General features: G+C 34.2%; 18 protein-coding genes and 1 riboswitch. Of the genes, 10 read left to right on the plus strand and 8 right to left on the minus strand.

The window, feature by feature from the left end:
• The first annotated feature begins 12 nt into the window (after positions 1–12).
• The 3 genes from ACFSFW_RS23770 to ACFSFW_RS23780 all read left to right on the plus strand — a co-directional run bounded on the left by ACFSFW_RS23770 (position 13) and on the right by ACFSFW_RS23780 (position 1,643).
• Positions 13–207, plus strand: a complete 195-nt coding sequence (locus ACFSFW_RS23770) for a hypothetical protein (protein ID WP_304217329.1) — start codon at positions 13–15, stop codon at positions 205–207.
• Positions 208–233: 26 nt separating this feature from the next.
• Positions 234–533, plus strand: a complete 300-nt coding sequence (locus ACFSFW_RS23775; RefSeq protein ID WP_304217387.1) for a spore coat protein — start codon at positions 234–236, stop codon at positions 531–533.
• Positions 534–653: 120 nt separating this feature from the next.
• Positions 654–1,643 carry a DUF3231 family protein gene (locus ACFSFW_RS23780; RefSeq protein ID WP_304217328.1) on the plus strand — a complete coding sequence of 330 codons (990 nt, stop codon included), beginning with the start codon at positions 654–656 and terminating at the stop codon, positions 1,641–1,643.
• 336 nt (positions 1,644–1,979) lie between these two features.
• On the opposite strand, the gene ACFSFW_RS23785 is transcribed toward ACFSFW_RS23780, so the two are convergent.
• Complete coding sequence (locus ACFSFW_RS23785; RefSeq protein WP_304217326.1) at positions 1,980–3,524, minus strand: ATP-binding protein; 1,545 nt, start codon at positions 3,522–3,524, stop codon at positions 1,980–1,982.
• A gap of 331 nt (positions 3,525–3,855) precedes the next feature.
• Here ACFSFW_RS23785 and ACFSFW_RS23790 point away from each other — a divergent pair, with 331 nt between their 5' ends.
• The 6 genes from ACFSFW_RS23790 to ACFSFW_RS23815 all read left to right on the plus strand — a co-directional run bounded on the left by ACFSFW_RS23790 (position 3,856) and on the right by ACFSFW_RS23815 (position 9,791).
• Complete coding sequence (locus ACFSFW_RS23790) at positions 3,856–5,337, plus strand: spore germination protein (RefSeq protein ID WP_304217324.1); 1,482 nt, start codon at positions 3,856–3,858, stop codon at positions 5,335–5,337.
• Positions 5,338–5,345: 8 nt separating this feature from the next.
• Entirely contained in the window at positions 5,346–6,440 is a 1,095-nt protein-coding gene (locus ACFSFW_RS23795) for a GerAB/ArcD/ProY family transporter (RefSeq protein WP_388042107.1), read from the plus strand.
• Between the two features lie 4 nt (positions 6,441–6,444).
• The gene (locus ACFSFW_RS23800; protein WP_304217319.1) at positions 6,445–7,575 is read left to right on the plus strand and encodes a Ger(x)C family spore germination protein; all 1,131 of its coding nucleotides are present in this window, start codon (positions 6,445–6,447) and stop codon (positions 7,573–7,575) included.
• A gap of 200 nt (positions 7,576–7,775) precedes the next feature.
• The gene (locus ACFSFW_RS23805) at positions 7,776–8,672 is read left to right on the plus strand and encodes a LysR family transcriptional regulator (RefSeq protein WP_099353196.1); all 897 of its coding nucleotides are present in this window, start codon (positions 7,776–7,778) and stop codon (positions 8,670–8,672) included.
• A 205-nt stretch (positions 8,673–8,877) separates the two neighbouring features.
• Positions 8,878–9,393 carry an acyl-CoA thioesterase gene (locus ACFSFW_RS23810; protein ID WP_304217316.1) on the plus strand — a complete coding sequence of 172 codons (516 nt, stop codon included), beginning with the start codon at positions 8,878–8,880 and terminating at the stop codon, positions 9,391–9,393.
• A gap of 26 nt (positions 9,394–9,419) precedes the next feature.
• Positions 9,420–9,791: a hypothetical protein gene (locus tag ACFSFW_RS23815; RefSeq protein WP_304217313.1), complete on the plus strand. Its 372-nt coding sequence runs from the start codon at positions 9,420–9,422 to the stop codon at positions 9,789–9,791.
• Between the two features lie 364 nt (positions 9,792–10,155).
• Here the strand turns inward: ACFSFW_RS23815 and folE are convergent, their stop codons facing one another.
• The 4 genes from folE to pdxR form a co-directional block, all read right to left on the minus strand.
• Complete coding sequence (gene folE / locus ACFSFW_RS23820; protein WP_304217310.1) at positions 10,156–10,722, minus strand: GTP cyclohydrolase I FolE; 567 nt, start codon at positions 10,720–10,722, stop codon at positions 10,156–10,158.
• A 64-nt stretch (positions 10,723–10,786) separates the two neighbouring features.
• Positions 10,787–11,515, minus strand: coding sequence for a 7-carboxy-7-deazaguanine synthase QueE (queE, locus tag ACFSFW_RS23825; protein ID WP_388042111.1), 729 nt, complete (start codon positions 11,513–11,515; stop codon positions 10,787–10,789).
• Complete coding sequence (gene queD / locus ACFSFW_RS23830) at positions 11,508–12,011, minus strand: 6-carboxytetrahydropterin synthase QueD (RefSeq protein WP_388042208.1); 504 nt, start codon at positions 12,009–12,011, stop codon at positions 11,508–11,510. The genes queE and queD overlap by 8 nt, the downstream gene beginning before the upstream one ends.
• Before the next feature lie 70 nt (positions 12,012–12,081).
• A riboswitch (PreQ1 riboswitch) is annotated at positions 12,082–12,125 on the minus strand.
• A 138-nt stretch (positions 12,126–12,263) separates the two neighbouring features.
• Positions 12,264–13,694: a MocR-like pyridoxine biosynthesis transcription factor PdxR gene (gene pdxR, locus ACFSFW_RS23835; protein ID WP_388042113.1), complete on the minus strand. Its 1,431-nt coding sequence runs from the start codon at positions 13,692–13,694 to the stop codon at positions 12,264–12,266.
• A 988-nt stretch (positions 13,695–14,682) separates the two neighbouring features.
• On the opposite strand from pdxR, the gene ACFSFW_RS23840 reads away from it, so the two are divergent.
• Positions 14,683–14,922 (plus strand): YetF domain-containing protein, encoded by a 240-nt coding sequence (locus ACFSFW_RS23840; RefSeq protein WP_304217304.1) that lies wholly within the window; start codon positions 14,683–14,685, stop codon positions 14,920–14,922.
• Between the two features lie 129 nt (positions 14,923–15,051).
• On the opposite strand, the gene ACFSFW_RS23845 is transcribed toward ACFSFW_RS23840, so the two are convergent.
• The 3 genes from ACFSFW_RS23845 to ACFSFW_RS23855 are packed head-to-tail and all read right to left on the minus strand — an operon-like array spanning position 15,052 to position 18,904.
• Positions 15,052–16,149, minus strand: a complete 1,098-nt coding sequence (locus ACFSFW_RS23845) for a GerAB/ArcD/ProY family transporter (protein ID WP_388042115.1) — start codon at positions 16,147–16,149, stop codon at positions 15,052–15,054.
• Complete coding sequence (locus tag ACFSFW_RS23850) at positions 16,146–17,324, minus strand: Ger(x)C family spore germination protein (RefSeq protein WP_388042116.1); 1,179 nt, start codon at positions 17,322–17,324, stop codon at positions 16,146–16,148. Before ACFSFW_RS23850 ends, ACFSFW_RS23845 begins: the two co-directional genes overlap by 4 nt.
• Before the next feature lie 20 nt (positions 17,325–17,344).
• A complete protein-coding gene (locus ACFSFW_RS23855) occupies positions 17,345–18,904 on the minus strand; it encodes a spore germination protein (RefSeq protein WP_388042118.1) in 1,560 nt (519 codons plus the stop codon).
• Between the last annotated feature and the right edge of the window lie 67 nt (positions 18,905–18,971).

Below are 18,971 nucleotides of genomic sequence, written 5' to 3' on the forward strand. Positions count from 1 at the left end.
GGAGATAAAAAAATGAATTACGCCTTACATGAAGTTCTTGAAGTCCATGAGATAGCTGCATTTAAGACCACTTGTTTAACTAAATCCAAAACAATGAGAGCATTAGTTACAGATCCGCTATTAAAAGATATTATGCAGCAAGACATTGATGTATCTACGAGACAATTACAAGAATATGCTTCTATCCTTTCCAACGCTAAGCAGTAAAATTAGGAATTAGGAGATGAATGAACATGAATCCAATCATTGAAACTTTAACTGGCATGGATGCACTATCGGATCAAGTGGTTGCAATGGATTTACTCATTTCAGCTAAAAGTGGAATTAGAAATTATGCCATGGCAGTTACGGAGGCTGGAACACCGGAAATTAAAGAAATGCTCACTCGCCATTTAGTGGAAGCTCTTGATATGCATGAACAAATATCAGCATATATGGTAGAAAAAGGATGGTACCATGCTTGGGATACAAACGAACAGATCAATTTGGATTTAAATAATATCAATACAGCATTAAACTTACCCACTCTGTAAAAAGGAGCAGTTTATCATTTCAAACCTAAACTGTTCCTAATACAATGACTAAAGTGCAAAATAAATTGGTTTTTGTCAAGGCTTTGATAGGGTTAGAAAAGTTATTTTGGAGGTAGAGCAATGATTAAAAAAATCGTAGAACTGGATGTATCGAATCTTTGGACCCCCTATCTCAACAACACGATGTCACGGTGCGTCAATTCCTATGCTATAAAAACCATTATGGATTCCGACATCTATTCCATTTTTGAAAAAGCACAACAACTGTCCAATCATCTCCTACAAATGATCACTGAGATTTTTCAAACAGAACAGTGTCCCATTCCGCATGGATTTATGGAAAAAGATGTCCATCTTGATGCTCCTCGCTTATTTTCTGATGAATTTTGGCTGTTTTATCTTCACGGAATGTCTACCCATGGATTAACGGCTTATTCACTCGGAATGACCACATCTCACAGGCTGGACGTACGAAAATTTTATTTAGAAGCATTCAAAGGAGCTTCTGAGATATATGATACGACCTTAGAAATGTTGAAATCTAAGGGACTATCGGATCGGGTTCCTACCATCTCCTTGCCAGAAGAAGTGGAAATTGCTAAAAAACAAAGTTTTCTTGCCGGTTGGTTAGGGGAACATCGACCCTTGAACGTTATTGAAATCAGCAGTCTTTATTTTAATTTACAGAAGAGTACGCTCGCAAAAGATTTAATCTTAGGTTTTAGCCAAACTGCTGAATCGAAAGAAATTCGGACATTTTTCCAAAGGGTGGTGGAACAGACAGAAGAGCACCTTTCGATTTTTCGTTCAATCCTGCATGAGGACTTTATCAGTTCGTCGATTTCATGGGATACCCATATCACCGATTCCGAGACAGCACCTTTTTCCGATAAATTGATGATTTTCCATTGTGCCTTTCTTATTCAATCTGCCATGGCATATTATGGAACTGCCATGTCCGGTTCCATGCGGCGCGATCTAGGACTCAAATATGCTTCTGCAATTAAAAATGATGTCAAACTTGCGGAAGACTGTGCGGAAATCATGATTGCTAATGAATGGTTCGAGGAACCACCGCATTCCGTTGATCGTAGAGAATTATCTAATTGATAAAGTTCCACTGAAAACCATCCTATATTGGGTTGGTTTTTATTATTGTTTATCAAAAAACCCGCTTCGTTATCATGCACTATCCTATGCTGGATGGAAATTTTATTATTCAATCCCTACCTATCCAATAGCAGCTTCCATGCTGATTATCCTCTTTCGGTTTGTAAAAAGAAAACTTCAAGAACTTTCGTTTCACAATTATGTCATACAAGAATGAGATTATCGAAAATCAAAAATCGTACATTCGTTTATTTTGTACAAGCTGCTCCGAAGATATTTTAAGCAAGCGCTACCCAATTTGGCAGCACTTTGAGGAACTATATATTATATTTTTCATTAATTCAAAGCTGGAATTTGTCTGGTAAAGTTTGGAGATTCAAATGAAATAAAAAAAGTCGTTCCTTGATTTAGTTGACTATTCACTTGAATCGTTCCCTTATGGTTTTGAATGATTTTATAGCTAACCATTAGACCTAAGCCATTTCCATTTTGCTTTGTCGTGAAAAAAGGCTCCCCAAGTTTTTTTATTTGGTCTGCCTTCATTCCTATCCCTTCATCCTTAATTGTAATTGAAATTTCTTGATAAGTCCTATCAACAACAATAAATACATAACCTCCAGTAGGCATTGCTTCAATGGAGTTCTTTATTAAATTTAAAAATACTTGTTTTAATTGATTTTTTTCCCCTGGAATTAGTACTTCATCTCTTGGAAATTTATATTCAATGTTAACATTTTTCAAAATAGCTTCAGGCTCGAGAAATTTAATGACACTTTTTAATATACTCGTAATATTGCATTCACTGAAGTAGATTTGATGAGGCTTTGCAAAGACCATAAATTCACTGACAATGAAATTAATCCGATCAATCTCATCTATGATTGTATCAATATAATGTACTTTTACACCATTATCATTCAGTAGCTGTACAAATCCACGAATTGTTGTTAACGGGTTTCTTATTTCGTGAGCAATTCCTGCAGCCAATTCTCCAATCATCGCAAGTTTCTCCGTTTTACGTAGTGCCTCTTCTGTATTCCGTTTTTCAGTAATATCATATTGAATGGATATATGTTTATAACGCTCTCCGTTTGAATCTACAAATGGAAAGATTGTAGTATCTAGCCAATATTTTGTCCCATCCTTTGCTTGATTAAGAATCTCTCCTTTCCAAACCTCTCCACCTTGAATCGTATCCCATATATCCTCGAAAAATGAAGGTGGATGAAAGTTTGAAGAATAAACCTCATGTTTCTGTCCTAGGAGTTCTTCTCTAGTATATTTGTATAGATTGCAAAAATTATCATTTGCATATAGAATTCTATCTTCACGATCTGTAATCGCAAAAATAGTGGCTTCATTTAAGACACTCTCCAAATCTGCCAGCTCTTTAAGTGTCATTTTTAAATCCTCTTTAGACGCATCTAAAGCATGTTTAATGAATGACAATTCATCATTGTACATATTCAATAGTGTATTGGACATAAGCTGGTATATAGATTCCATTATTTTCATCACTTCAAATAAGGTATCAATCGATATAAATTTTTGATGTACTTCTGTTTCAAGCAATTCCGTGATTGTACAACGGATTATATTTACAAAATTGTAAGAGTGATTGATGGAAGAATTAGATTTGATCAAAGAAAGACCAAAGGCTTCTACAAAAGCAATTATATTAATTTTGTGTTTATCTTCTTTATTACTTAAAAAATCCCCTATATGAATGAATATGTTATCGTCTAGTACATTTTGAAAATCCAAGTTTTTAAAAATAGGATTATAAAAATTCAACTCATCACTTGTGTTCTTATAATTTTGAAATATTTCAATATGAAGTTCTTTTATCTTCCTACCAATATAATCGATTTGTGTGTTCATTATATCCCTCTTAAAAAAAACAGTATTTTTACTTAATATTTAAACAAATTTATACAAATCCCTCTTTTTTTCTGTAAATTTTGTATAAGAATTAGGCTTACTAAGGTAGGAACAAGGCCAATTGTAGAATTTGACATCCATTATTACATTAAAAAACACCTAACAAATTAGCATGTAATTTTGATAGGTGTTTCCGATAAGAGACCTTATAAAAAGTGAGAATGACTTCTACCATGTCAAGTTAATGTTTCACTGTCCCACTATCCATATTCTGTATAAGTTAATTGTTTTTTACAGACACTAATAAAAACGGTTGAAGGATAGGTTACGAATGAAAGAGCGTCATAATAATGAGAACTTCCCAGGTTATGAAAAAATTAAATCGATTCTTAATGAATCGCCCGACTTGAATTGTCGAAAGATTGAAGCTGGACAAGCGGGGATTCATATTATTTTCATGAAGAATTTAATTAAACCAGAGATTCTAAATGAATATGTCATTAAATACATTGAAGAACTTTCTGTAGAATTCTTACATTATACCTATTTAATGAAAAACATACCTATAGAAGAAATAAAGGTAAATATAGAGGAACAAGAGGTAATCTCTTCCCTATTAAATGGATTTGCTTATATTTATTTCTTAGACGAGAAAAAGGGATTCCTTGTGAACTGCGCAAATCCCATTGAACGCTCTATTGAGAAAGCAGAAACAGAATCGTTAGTATATGGACCTAAAATTTCGTTTACTGAATCATTAACTTCTAACATTAAGATAATAAGACAAAATCTAAAAGATAAGAATTTGTGCACAGATGAAATAAAAATTGGGGTTCGCGTTCAAAAGCAAGTTAGAATTGTATATATAAAAGATATTGCGAACGATGACACTCTTCAGACACTTAAGGAAAGGATTAATCAATTAAAATCGGAAAATATAATTGACAGTTCCGTTTTGGCTCAATGCCTTGAAGACAATCATTACTCTTTACTTCCACAATTTATTTTAACAGAGCTTCCCGATCGGTTCATCTATTCGATTTTAAACGGCAGAATTGGAGTTTTTTTAGATGGTAGCCCAGTAGCCATTATTGGACCTGCTAATTTTTTCTCATTTTTCGAATCAACAGAAGATAACTATTTGAGATGGTCTTTAAGTACATTTATTCGTTTTATCCGATTATTTGCTATGGTAGGTTCTCTATTTTTAACAGCCATATATGTGGCTGCCATGACTTATCATTTTGAACTTATACCATCTAAATTGTTATTTGTCATTGGACAATCACGTTCACAAGTTCCTTTTCCACCCTTATTAGAAGCACTCTTACTAGAATTTTTAATTGAGTTACTTAGAGAAGCTGGGGCCCGCCTTCCTTCAAAAGTAGGACAAACAATGGGGATTGTAGGAGGAATTGTCATTGGCCAAGCAACGGTTGAGGCAGGGTTAACTAGCAATATTTTGATTATTATTGTTGCATTTAGTGCATTAGGAGCATTTTCGGCACCTATTTATGAAATGGGCACTGCTGTAAGAATTGCTAGATTTCCATTCATTATTTTAGCAGGTATTTGGGGGTTAAACGGAATCATTATCGGTATATGTATTCTAATGGTTCACTTGTTAAAATTAACTTCTTTAAATAAACCTTATCTTGCCCCTCTATATCCGCTAAGAATGAAAGATTTGAAATATTTTTTAATACGTCTCCCCCATCATTTTTATATAAGACGACCGTTAGTAAATCGAACAAAAGACTCCTTTCGCCTAAAGGAACGATTAAAAAATTCACCAGATTTAGATGAATTTTGAGGTGCAAAATGAAATCAAATACACGTTTTGTTAACGCCTTTATGGCATTTTTTATCATACACACTTCGCAAATTGGTATGGGGATTCTTGGAGTTCCAAGAATTATCTATCTAGAATCAAAAAAAGATGCTTGGATCTCCATTTTACTTTCTGGTTTAATCGTTTGCTTAATTACATGGATAATAATATCTATCCTAAATAAAAATGAAGGTGGTACTCTATTCGAAATTCATGATCATATATTTGGACGCTTGATTGGTAGTATTTTAAACTTCGTAATTGTCATTTACTATATTGCCGTCCATTATTCGATTACCATTGGTTATGTCGAGTTGTCACTAACATGGGGATATGAAGGAGTCTATGAATGGGTCGGGGTATTGGCTTTATTAATGATAACCATTTATGCTGTATCAGGCGGATTCAGAGTAGTGATCGGTGTTTGCTTCTTATCCTTTTTAATGACTATATGGCTGCTATTTGTTGTTTACCAACCTCTTCAAACAATAAATGTAACAAGAATTTTACCTATAATGACGACAACTCCTTCAGATATGATGAATGGAGTTTTCAGGAGCAGTTATACAATGTTAGGTTTCGAGACGTTGCTTTTTATTTTTCCATTTATAAAGGAGAAAAATAAACTTCAGCTTTTTAGTCAAATAGCAGTCTGGTTTACGACCATTCTTGTTTTACTAACAACTGTAGTTTCTATTTTATTTTTTAGCGCTAAAGAATTAGAGATGAATGTATGGCCTGTTGTCAGCATGATTAGCACTGTCCATTTTCCATTTATTGAACGTTTTGAATTTGTTGCGGTTCCATTATGGATTTTAGTTATTTTTCCAAATCTTTGTATCACACTATATATTTCTTCCAAGGGTATTAAACAGATTTTTCACATAAAACAAAAATATGGAATATGGCTCATCTCCATTATCCTTTTTATCTGCAGTTTTTTCATTACGAAAAGAGTAGATAATAATTATTTTTTTGATCAAATTGGCAAAACTGGATTTTTCCTCTGGTTTATCTATCCAATTTTCTTGTATGTAATCATCATTATTAGATCAAAAATCAATACTCGTTCCAGACGGAGTTGAAAGAATGAAGAAAATTGTTATTCTGCTGTGTTCTCTTCTTTGTACTGCATGCATGGCCCCTGAAAAAATAATAGAAATGCAAGGGATTTCAACGATTATTGGTTATGACTTGCTTGATGACAATACATACAAAGGCACTATCAGTTTGTTACAATTTGACCGAAAAGAAGAAAAGACCAGTGTAACCCTTTCAGCTGAAGGAACGACTAATAAACAAATCAGACAAAAACTAGAGGAACAAACAAGCCATGACATTACTTCTGGTCAATTAAGGACCATACTGTTAAATAAAAATATGGCAGAGACAGTAGGAATTTCTTCTTTTCTAGATACTATGCAACGGCATAGTAGTATCAGTTCTTTAATCTTTTTGGCCATTACTGATAATGCTGAGGAGACGATTAACAATACAAACTATGAAGAATATCCCGAAATGGGATCCTATATCTATCAACTTTTGGATAAACACGAAAAGAAAGAAATGTTAGTCAACTCCAACTTACATGATTTTATAACTACACTATATGAAATTGGTATCGATCCTACACTACCCATGATTAAAAATGCAAATGGGGTAGCACCTTCTATAGATGGTGTTGCATTATTCAAAGATGATAAAATTGTTGGGTCTATTTCGTTGATAAACACCTTTTATCTAAAATTATTCACAAATAATAAGGCATTTTTAGGTGATATAACTGTAGAGATTCCTGCTGGTGAACTAGAGAATAGGGATATGGCAAAACTCAACCTTCCTAAAAGTGATATTTATAAGATCACACTTCATCCGATAAAGTACAAAGGAAACATTGAAATAAAGAACGAAGAATTTGTTCATTTAAATGCAACGATATCCGTTTCAATATTAGAATTTCAACCCACTACTTCTTTGAAAAATAAAGATGCACTAAACAAAATGGAGCAACTAATTGGTGAAGCCCTAAACAAAGAATTTGGATATATACTTGAGGAATTAAAAAATTTAAATACGGATCCCATTGGCATCGGAAGAAAAATAAGAAGTGTTAGAAAATATTCCCATTTAACTGAGGGAGATTTAAGACAAAAATATTCAGCACTAAAGATAAAACCAAATATAAAGGTGGAAATTAAGCGAACTGGATCAATTGATTAACATATTTAGGAACAAAAGCACTAACACCGACTTAACACGACCCAAGTGTTGATTATTCACTGGGTCTTTTTCTCTTTTTGGCATGACTCCAGCGGAAATAGCGTGAGACTTGAGACCGAGTTAATTCCCGTCGTGTTATGGTTAAAAGTATGGTAAAATATATTATCTTTATAAAAAATTTTTTTAAGGTGTTAATATCATTGGAAATTAAACATTTACAATATTTTATTGAAGTGACTCGCACTGAAAATTTTACAAGTGCAGCTGAGAATTTGTTTATTACCCAGCCTGCCCTCAGTAGAATTATCAAGTCATTGGAGAATGAACTTGGTACACAGCTTTTTATTCGTACAAGAAAAAAACTTATACTGACTGAAGCGGGACGTGTTCTAAAAAAACATGTATTAAAAATTGAAAATCAGCTGCAGCAACTAGGTGAGGAATTAGATAAGATGGTCATGCTAAAAAAAAGGCATATCCGCATCGGTCTTCCTACGATTACCAATACCATTTTTTTCTCCCAACTGATGTCATCGTTTCATCAAGAATATCCAGAGGTAACATTCCAATTGGAGGAAGATGGTTCGAAAGTGATTGAAGAGAGGATTGTTAATGATTTACTAGATTTTGGGGTTGTTGTTCTTCGTGAAAATGATAATAATATTGACTATTTTATGTTCGTTAAGGAGAAACTAAAACTAGCTGTACCATCGTCCCATCGTCTCGCTGGAAAACAGGAAGTGTCATTACAAGAACTTAAGGAAGAGTCATTTATTATGTTCAACCGAGAATTTGAGTTAAGAAATATTGTCATCAATGCTTGTAGAGAAGCTGGCTTCCAACCGTTTATTATTTCTGAAGCATCACAATTGGAATTTATTCAAGAAATGGTTGCTTCCAATTTAGGTATTACTTTGTTGCCGGAAAGTACATGTATGGAATTAACAAATAATATTCACACCCTAACTGTAACCAATCCTGCAATCGAATGGAATCTAGCTATGATTTGGAAAAAGGATGAAAATTTATCACAGATTGCCAAAGAATTTATCCGATTTGCAAAAAAGAAGCTGATGACAGCTTATCCATATGATTGATAATTTCAATTGTTTCCTCTTGTTTAGAGGAAGCTTTTTTTATTTTTTGGCTAAAGAGCGCTTACATACTATTTTGTTATGAATGTTATATATGAATTGGCATTTTATGTTTCCACTATAATCATATTATAATTGTCCTTGTAAAAAATCCTAATGCATAAAGAGGCGGCCGCTTCAAAAGTATTTTTCATATAAGGTGATATTAATGGAAGCAAAGAAAATTAAAGATACACGTGTAATTCAAACCGACCAGGTGCTAATTAATGATTTGAATAATTATCATACATTATTTGGCGGTGTTCTAATGAAAAAGATGGATGCTTGTGCGGTGCTCTCTGCTCGCAGACATTCACGGGTAAAAGAATGCGTTACGGCATCGACTGACGGCGTTAACTTCCTCGAACCAATCCGTGTAAGTGACTCGGTCTGTATCGAATCATTTGTCTGCTATACAGGTAAAAAGTCAATGGAGATTTTCTGTAAAGTGATCGCTGAAAATCTTGAAACAGGGAGCCGAAGAATTGCGGCTACTGCTTTCTTTACCTTTGTTCCCCTGGATGATAATAAAAGGCCAATGCAAGTGCCAAGTGTTATTCCAGAATCAGAGGAAGAAAGCTTTCTTTTTGAGACAGGGAAAGAACGGGAAAAAATCCGCAAGCTAAAAAGGGAACAAAACAAAGAACTCGTGTCAAAACTTACACTAAAAAAACCATGGGATTAATACCAATAAAGGGGAGAGAATATCGTATGCTAATAGCATCAAGTTACAATCAACTAAAAAATGCGCAAACAGCGATCGAAAGCTTACATGAAATAAAACCATCTATTTATAGTAAATTTTTGAATGTCATTAAACTTACTCGTCAAATGCAGTATGGATATCAATATATGGGGTCCTTAGTTATGGATGAAGATCCAAGTGATTTCGTTCCAAACTTCCAAAATGATTATGTATTGTCTGTATATAAAAGGGAAATCGAAAAATTAAAAGCGGATAATAAATTCCCTGACTTGAAAGAATTACTGAATACGTATAAACATGTCAGCTATGAAAATATTAGTAAATTGGCATTAGGGGAAAACCCAAAAGCGTTAATTGGTCCAATTCTTGTCCGTTAATTCCTCCGATTGGATAGTTACGGTGAACCTTTCCGTTAGTAAATGAGGTATTTAGCCAGCGCTTTTACTCTAAAATCTACCATGTTTTATAATAATTAAAAAGAATAGAAAATATAAAGAGATGGAGATGAACCAACGTTCTTAAACGATTGTGTCATCTCCACCTTTTTTATGGGTTAATTGTTTTTACCAAACCAAGTCAACCTCCTTTTTATCAAAATACCCTACCCGTCTTCAACTATCCCACCCTTTAATTGAAGAAAGCTCTGTAATTATAAGTCATATATGTTAACCTTAACTTTTGCGTAAAGTAATGAGTAAACGCATGGTGAGTCTATATAGAACATTTTGTAGTAACTCTTAATTAATTATTAATATAGCTTAAAATTTCCGAACGAGCATTGCTGTCTTTTACGAATACCCCTCTTACCGCCGAAGTAATCGTTTTTGTTCCGGGTTTTTTAACTCCACGCATGGTCATACACATATGTTCCGCTTCAACCACTACCATAACACCATGTGGCTCTAGTGTTTCCATAATAGTATCTGCAACAGTAGAAGTAATCCTTTCTTGTAGTTGAGGTCTACGCGATACGGATTCAACTGCTCGGGCAAGTTTACTTAATCCTGCTACTCGACCGTTTCTAGGAATATAGGCGACATGTGCTGTCCCATAAAAAGGTACTAGATGATGCTCGCACATAGAGTAAAATGGAATATCCTTTACTAATACAAGTTCTTCATGATCTTCGCTAAATATTGTTTCAAAGTATTCTTTAGGATCAATTGTTAATCCTGAAAACACTTCCTCATACATTTTAGCTACACGTTTAGGAGTTTCAAGAAGCCCCTCCCTGTTTGGATCCTCTCCAACTGCCTCTAGGATTAAGCGAACTGCTTCTTCAATTTTGTTACAATTAATGTTTGCCAATAGGTTACCTCCTCATGTTGTCTAACAAAATATTTAAGTCTATGAGTTTAACTTTCCTTATAAACTACACACCTCGTTTATTTCCCCAAATATAAGTATGAAGTTGAGGTAGTACTTTCACATTTTTCAACTCTTTATCTAACATAGTTTTATTAATTAACCATTCATATTTCTGTAATAACTGGGAAAGTAGTTTTTGATTGTCTGTCGTATGATTATTGTCGTTTCCTACTTGTAGGAAGAATGGGATGTCGGGGTAACGATAATGCACTTTCTTCGCATAGTTGTAATCTTGATCATCAAATACAACCACTTTTAAACTAGTGTTTTGACCTGTGGGGATTTTATTAAGTTTATGAATAATCATATCAAGAGCATCAAAGTTTGTTACCATCTCAGAACTGGGTGGTTTAGGAGAGATTGTTAGTTCATCAATTTTTAAGAACCATTCCTGCCACTTGCTTCCCTGTGTTTCCAAAGCAACTTTTATGTTGTTTTCTTTTAATAAACAAATTAAATAATCAAGGTTTTTTAATAGTGCAGGGTTTCCACCTGATATTGTTACAAATGAAAAACCTTCACCGCCTATTGATTTAAGCTCTTGCCATATTTCTTCTGCATCCATTTGTCTTATTAAATCTTTTCCCGAACCGTCCCAAGTGAATGCAGAATCACACCAAGAACAAGAATAATCACATCCAGCTGTTCTAACAAACATGGTCTTTTGGCCGATAACCATCCCTTCACCTTGAATGGTAGGACCGAATATTTCGATTACCGGAATTTTACTCAACTTCCATCCACTCCCGTCTTACCTCCGCATAACTAGTAGGGGTTTCATATAAACGAACAAATTCTACTCTTAAATCATTATATTTTTCTGATCTTTTATTCAAAGACTCCTTCATTTTCTCATAAATCCAAACAACCATATTTTCTGCTGTTGTATTCATTTTTGGTAAAGTTTCATTAAGATATCGATGATCAAGGTAAGTTTCAATTTCCTGTTTCCAGATCTCTTTGATGTCCCCAAAATCAATTACAAGGCCAATCTCATCTACGAAACCACTAATACCAAAAACTACTTTATATGTATGTCCATGAAGGTTCTTACATTTTCCTTCATAACAGTGGAGGTGGTGTGCTGCATCAAATGTAAATTCCTTGCTTACAAGCACACGTTTCCTATGGTATTTTAGTTCACTTCTTTTAATATCTTGGTTAATTTTTTGCAGGTTTTCTACTATTCTAAAACCAAAAAAATCATGTTGTACTTTCTTGTCCACCATCGCTTTTTCATCCTTTAACATAAAAGACTTCCTTTCAAATGAAAAAACAGTACCCAAGATGAAGTACTGCTTCTTCTTAGTTTTTTTAAAGAGGGGTGCTAGAACCTCTATTATGAATCTATTTTTGTTCTATAGCTATTATACCACAGTCGATTTTTGTCGAAAAAGAGAAATGAATTCCCAATGAAAAATTAAGACTTTTACGTTCATCAATATAAATCAAACGTATATTTGCAGATGCTACGTTGGTTTTTAAATACCTTGAAGTGCACTTGCAAATCTTCGAATCCCTTCATGAATGTTTTTCTCATTTTCCCTTGCAAATGTAAATCGAACACAATTCTTATTTGAGCCCATCGTGGAACCAGGAAGATAAATAACGCCCTTCTTTATTGACTCTTCTAATAGTTGCATTTCATTAAAACACTTGTTAATTTTACACCAAATATGAATTCCGCCTTCAGGGATATAGTATTCAACTTGTTCCCCTAGATACTCTGATAGACTTGAAACAATTTGATCTCTTCTACTTTTTAAATGTACAACTAAGTTTTTTATATGAGAGTCAAATTTGTCCGATTCTAAAAAGTCATTCGCAATCCATTGGGTAAAACTAGCGTGGCCAAAATCAATCTGTTGTTTTGCATCTGATAATCTTTCAATAACGGATTTAGGACCAATTATCCACCCAATCCGTAAACCAGAGGCAACAATTTTTGACAATGAACTAATGTATAAGACATTGCCAATAACATCCATAGATTTTAACGATGAGACGTGTTCACCTGTGAAAGAAGTTAAACTGTATGGATCATCTTCAACAATAGGTATTCCGTGTTCAGAAGAAATCTCCAAGATTTTCTTTCTTCTCATTTCATTTAATAATGTTCCAGTAGGATTTTGAAAAATTGGATTAAGGAATATCATTCTTATCCGATGTTTTTTATATAGAGTAATGAGATCATCTGGGTTAATTCCATTATTATCTATAGGAAACGAATATGTTCGAATGCCTGCTGATCTAAAGATGGGAAGACTATAATGATATGATGGCTCTTCTATAGCAACAGCATCCCCTGGCTTTAGGAGGCATTGTACAACTAAATGTAAAGCCTGCTGAGCTCCAGATGTGATAAGTATAGACCCCGGACTCGTCTCTATTCTTCTAAATTCTTTAACATGCTTTGAGATTGTTTCCCTTAATATTTTGTTCCCTTGGGGATGGTCGTACCCAATACTGCCAATATAGGATCTTGTGGAAGTGATGCTTCGTAAATCCTCTATGGGAAAAAGGTCTTCAGACAATTCCCCGCTAGCCAAATTAATCAGATTAGATTCCTCGGTTTTTTTCCGAATTTTTTGTGCAACAGGTAAATTTGGTAAAAAGGATCCAGCTTCTACGTATCTATTCCAGCTGGGGATTCTCTTTTTAGAAATACCCCATATATCTTTATTTATAGTTGTACCACTTCCACGCTTTCTCTTGATTAGTCCATTAGATTCTAGCTCATCATAAGCAGCAACAACCGTACCTCTATTTACATTTAATTCCTTTGCTAAATATCTTTCCGAAGGCAATGGCTTATCCGGTGAAAATGTACCATCTGCTATCCCATTTTCAATATATTCCGCAAGTTGTTTATAGATTGCCTTCCTTGCATTTCTATCAGGTTTCCAGTCCATATCAAACATTCCCTAAAGTTAATATACATCCTAACAGGATTAATATCTTCATTTACAAATATAATATATAGCTGCCATAAAAAATAGCATTTGCGTCTACAACCTTACTATATAAATCCCTAAGGCAATAACTGCTAGAGGTATAATGACAACATAGATTAGAGTTAGATTGGTAGTGTTCTTTTTGGTAGCTCTACTATAGTTTGAATCACCTTTTCCTGCAATTAAAAGCGTTCCTATAAGTGAAATAACTCCGATGATTATAACCAAAGACATTAATATCTTCATAACACACCTCACAATAAACATATAAAAAAACATAAAAGGTTATATATAAAGTCATTCAATAAAGGTATTTCCAAATAAATTTATTGTATAACAAGAATTCCACCGCATCACCATCCACTTTATAAACAATTAAACCATCCATTCCGCTCTTTAATAGATTAATTTCATTTATCCTCTTATTCAAAGCCTTATTTATCAACAAATTAAAAGGAAACCTTTATGCACTTAAAAGGACAAAGAACCATTATACAGTTCTTAGCTAAACAAAGAAGTTTCTGTATTAAATTGCTTGTAAAAGTCATTTTTGTAACTATCGATAACGCAATTCTTAAATTTTGAGATTGACAATGTAGTATACTAGCCTCCTTACCCTTTATGTATGGCGATCATATAACCCCGATTTACTACCTCACCAATTGAAATAGGTTGTTAACAATTAACTGATCCTGCATTTCATTGTTTTTAAATGGTTCTGATTCATTTGAAAAAAGTTGAAAACCCGTGTTAGAAGAATTTCAACATGGTTTTTTTCTTATTTACGATGGAAATTCATTACCAAAAAACGGTAATACTAAAAAGGCACCTCAAAGAGTTTGAATTCAAAAATATCTGTTACCTTTAAATTTAAATATAGGGGTGATATCAATAGATAATATAATTTAAAATCAATTGGAGGAAAAAATTTTGGAGGAAGTTAATATTGGTTTACTCACGATCAAAACCATTGTTGGTTTTGTCACCCAATCTTCCAGAAAGTCCAGTAGACCTCCCAACATCGTTAATTATAGATGGGGAAATCTTATGGGAAAATTTACATGAACTCGGATTTGATCAACAGTGGTTAGAGAACCAATTAACTACCAATGGCTATGATAATATAAAGCGAATATTTTACGCAGATTGGCGAGAGAGTGAAGGCTTACATGTAGGTCCTAAATAAAAATTTGTTAGGATAGGAGCACATCAATTTTCTTGGTGAATATAATGTGGATTTTAAAAAAGATGAACCAGAGAATCCGTTTTAGGCACCACCTGTTTATCAGATGGAGCCTCTTTAACACTTGCTTTATTACTCATCAATTTGTTTTGAATTTTTACGAATAACTCCAATCCCCCAAAGGAGCAAGGGAATACCTATCATATTTATGGGGAGAACAAATGGAAGCCAATATTTTTCAAGATAAGAAACAGACGCTACGTTATTATTTGGATAAATCAAAGAAAGTACTATTGATGCAATTGCTACAAACCAAATAACCTTTCGCCAATCCTTTATATTTAGCCATTGAGCGATCCCATAACTAGATACGAATAGATAAATGGACAATTTTATAAATATACTGAAGATCCATATAACAGTCACAATTATTTCCATATTTTGAATGAATTGCATAAGCGATATATATCTCGCCATCTCAAAAAATGGATACCATAGTCTTGAAGACAAATTTGCTCCAAATACCATTAGAATTTCTAGTGTTGAAATAGTCACTAAAATAGCTACAACTCCTACACCCCATACAGCCCAAGTTACTCCTTTTTTCGGTTCTTCTGTAAAAGAGAGTAGCATCATTATTAAAACTGACTCACCATAAAACGATACAGGCGTTAAACCTCCTTGTAAAATAGATTTTAATCCTGAGTCAGCATAAACGGGTAGAATTTTATCCCATTCTATATTATTAAAATTAAGCAACAAAGTAATAATAACCATTAAAAATATCAACGGGCCCATTATTTCACTACACCGCCCAATGCCTTCAATCCCCCCTATGTAATTCACATAAATTACTAAAAGTAATAAAAGTACAATTAAAATAAACAACGGGGTTTTCGTAAATAAAGTCATTTGGATTATTTCTGATGATTGACGAAAAATAACTCCTATCACAGAAAGCCAATGGATAAAATAAGGAATTACTATTATTCTCCCTAACCATTTCCCTAAAATTCTTTGACTAAACTGAATGAATGTTTGGTTAGGATAGAGAAGACTTAGTTTTCCAGCAGCAAAGGTGATTCCTATTCCTGCTAACCCAGCAAGAACAAATGAAATCCAGGCATCCTGCTTTGCTTCTTCAATAGCAGGTGATTGTGTTAATAACAAAACCATTCCAATTTCTAGAGATGCAATCATCCAAAATATTTGATACTTGGAAATCTTCATTTCTGGATCTCACTTTCTTTCAAATGTAATGGAGAACCAGTTACCCCAGTTCGATCAATACGTATATCCACTTTAACTGTAATATCTGCATCTGAGAATTTCTTACTCCAATCCATTTTCCATATTTTCCATTTTTGAGGGTATTTCTTATGAACAGATTGCCCAAAACCCAAAATATCTGTTTTATATTCATTTTGAACTTTTGTGATGGTACTTATCATATGATCTTGCAAATTCTTATTGAATGAACGTTCTATGATTTGAAGATTCTTCGGCTGCTTTAGGTCTAATACTGTATTATTTTCACGAACAACCCCTGTTCCGGAAAGCGTTATAAGAAATTCCACTTGATCATTTTGTATATTGGGTTGAATCTTACTTTTAAAATTCATACCCAGTATACCTACATTTCCTTTTTCCCCTAATAAATTTGTGGTGAAATTATGAGTATTTAACTTGTTAATTAACCACAATCTATCAACTGCCTCGCGATAGGACAAAAATCCAACTAGCTCAAGATCCTGATTGAAAATAGCTCTCCCACCAAGCTGGAAGGTCTCAGTATCCTTTTCTTTCTCCTTTTTAGAACTAATAATTTCAAGAATAGGTACTGTCGGACTAATTCCCTCTGAACTCGCACCTTCCAAAAAATCCTTAAACGTAGTGCTTTCTGGTCCCGCTGTACTTTGGAACATTTTCATTGCAGCAGTAGAAGGCATATCTTCCATCTTGTACTGGACCTCCATAAAATCCAATGCATCCCCGTTTTTTAAAACAAAAAAGTTTGTTCGTATGGGAAGTTCAGGTTCTCGACTGTATACATCAAGGATGTTCGATACCCCATTTCTGGCTAAGCGTTCCCCAATGATAATGACCTTCTGATGACTTAGAAAAACTTTCCTTGAGAGCTTTCTTTGCAAATTCTGAGTTACATCCAAAAGACTTATCCCTGTTGCTGTTTCAACTATGTATCCTTTGCCTTGACCACTACTTTTCTCACCAACTTCCCCAGGAACAACAATCTGAGCACTGCCAATATAATCACCATCTTCATTTTGGTCAAAACCCCACCCCAATATGATTGCCTGATCGTTTATTTCTCTTTCATCCCAACATCCAGTAGTTAAAAACATACTAACTAGTATAATAAGAAATATTTTTAATCTTTTTATCATCTCATCATTCGTTCCTTCCTTCAGGTTTTCGTCCGCCGCCCTTCAGGAATACGGGTTTTATCTTGACCAGCTACCATTATAGGTCGGCGATGCATGCTCCATCTAGGTGCTCGTACTAAAACATCTTTTAGATATTTTGGATTTTGCGGGGCAATCGGACTTAAATAGGGAACCCCAAAGGATCGAAGATGAACGAGATGAATAAGGATGGCAATCATTCCTAGAATGACCCCATAGAGACCAAACAGTCCTGCCAGGATAAGTATAGGAAAGCGAAGGAGCCTGTATGCAGTGCCGAAATTATAGCGCGGTACCGCGAATGATGCTATTCCTGTGGCTGCTACCACAATAACCATGGGAGCAGAGATAATACCAGCTTGCACAGCAGCTTCCCCTATAACAAGCGCTCCTACAATACTAACAGCTGAACCAATTGACTTAGGGAGCCGTATCCCAGCTTCACGTAAAGCTTCGAACATAAGCTCCATCATAATAGCTTCAAATAACACTGGAAATGGAACATCCTCTCGTGCAGATGCTATACTTATTAACAAATTCGTTGGAATTAACTGTGGGTGAAAAGTTATTACTGCAACATAAATAGAGGGTAGCAGCAATGAAATATTGAATAAAATATAGCGAATCCAGCGAATAAAGGTTACATAAATAAACCTTTCATAGTAGTCTTCAGCGGCCTGCAACCCCGACCAAAAGGTCATGGGAACAATCAGAACAAATGGAGTATTGTCCACCAATATGGATACTTTCCCTTCCAGTAAACTGCCACAAACGATATCGGGGCGCTCTGTGTTTTGAACTTGCGGAAATGGAGAAAAAGGAAAATCCTCAACAAACTCTTCAATAAAACCAGTCTCGATTACTCCATCAATTTCAATTGACTCTAGTCTCTTTCTTACTTCCTCGATAACAGAATCACTTGCAATTTTTTCAATATAAACAATTGCTACATCCGTTTTTGAAAGTTTGCCAATTGTAAATGACTCTATTTTCAATCTAGGGCTTCTAATTCGTCTTCGGATTAAGCTCGTATTTACACGTAATGTTTCTGTAAACCCGTCTCTTGGACCACGTATAACGGATTCGGAGGAAGGCTCTTCAATAGACCGTTTTTCGAAACCTTTTAAATCCGCAAGTAAAGCAGTTGTTTCTCCCTCGACTAAAATAGCGACATTTGCCGTTAATATCCCATTAATTAATTCATTTACATTATTGGTTGATTTTATTTGAGCAACCTGGCGAAGCCGATTTGCAACAAATTCTTCAAATATAAATACTTCACATTTTTTGTCAGATGACCTAACAGGATTCAACATCATCTCATCGAGAGGTTTTGTGTCACATAAACCATCAATATAAACAAAAAGTAATTTTGTTTTATCGTTTATAGGTACAACACGATACACAACATCAGAACATTGATGAAAAATATCTCGCAAAAAACCTTCATTAGCTGAAAGGTCTGAACTTATTAGTTTACCTGGTTCTTCATTAGTAAAGGAATCCATCTTTTCTGAAAACTTATCTTCTTTTCTTTTTCTTAAGTTTTGAAGGAATTTCATGACCAGTCATCTCCTCTTGTGGTATAGTTTTGCAGAAAAGAGATGAATTATACTGGTTTGATTTTGT

Origin of the sequence: Ferdinandcohnia salidurans (genome assembly GCF_042680725.1) — a bacterium.
Classification (GTDB): Bacteria; Bacillota; Bacilli; order Bacillales; family Bacillaceae_L; genus Ferdinandcohnia; species Ferdinandcohnia salidurans.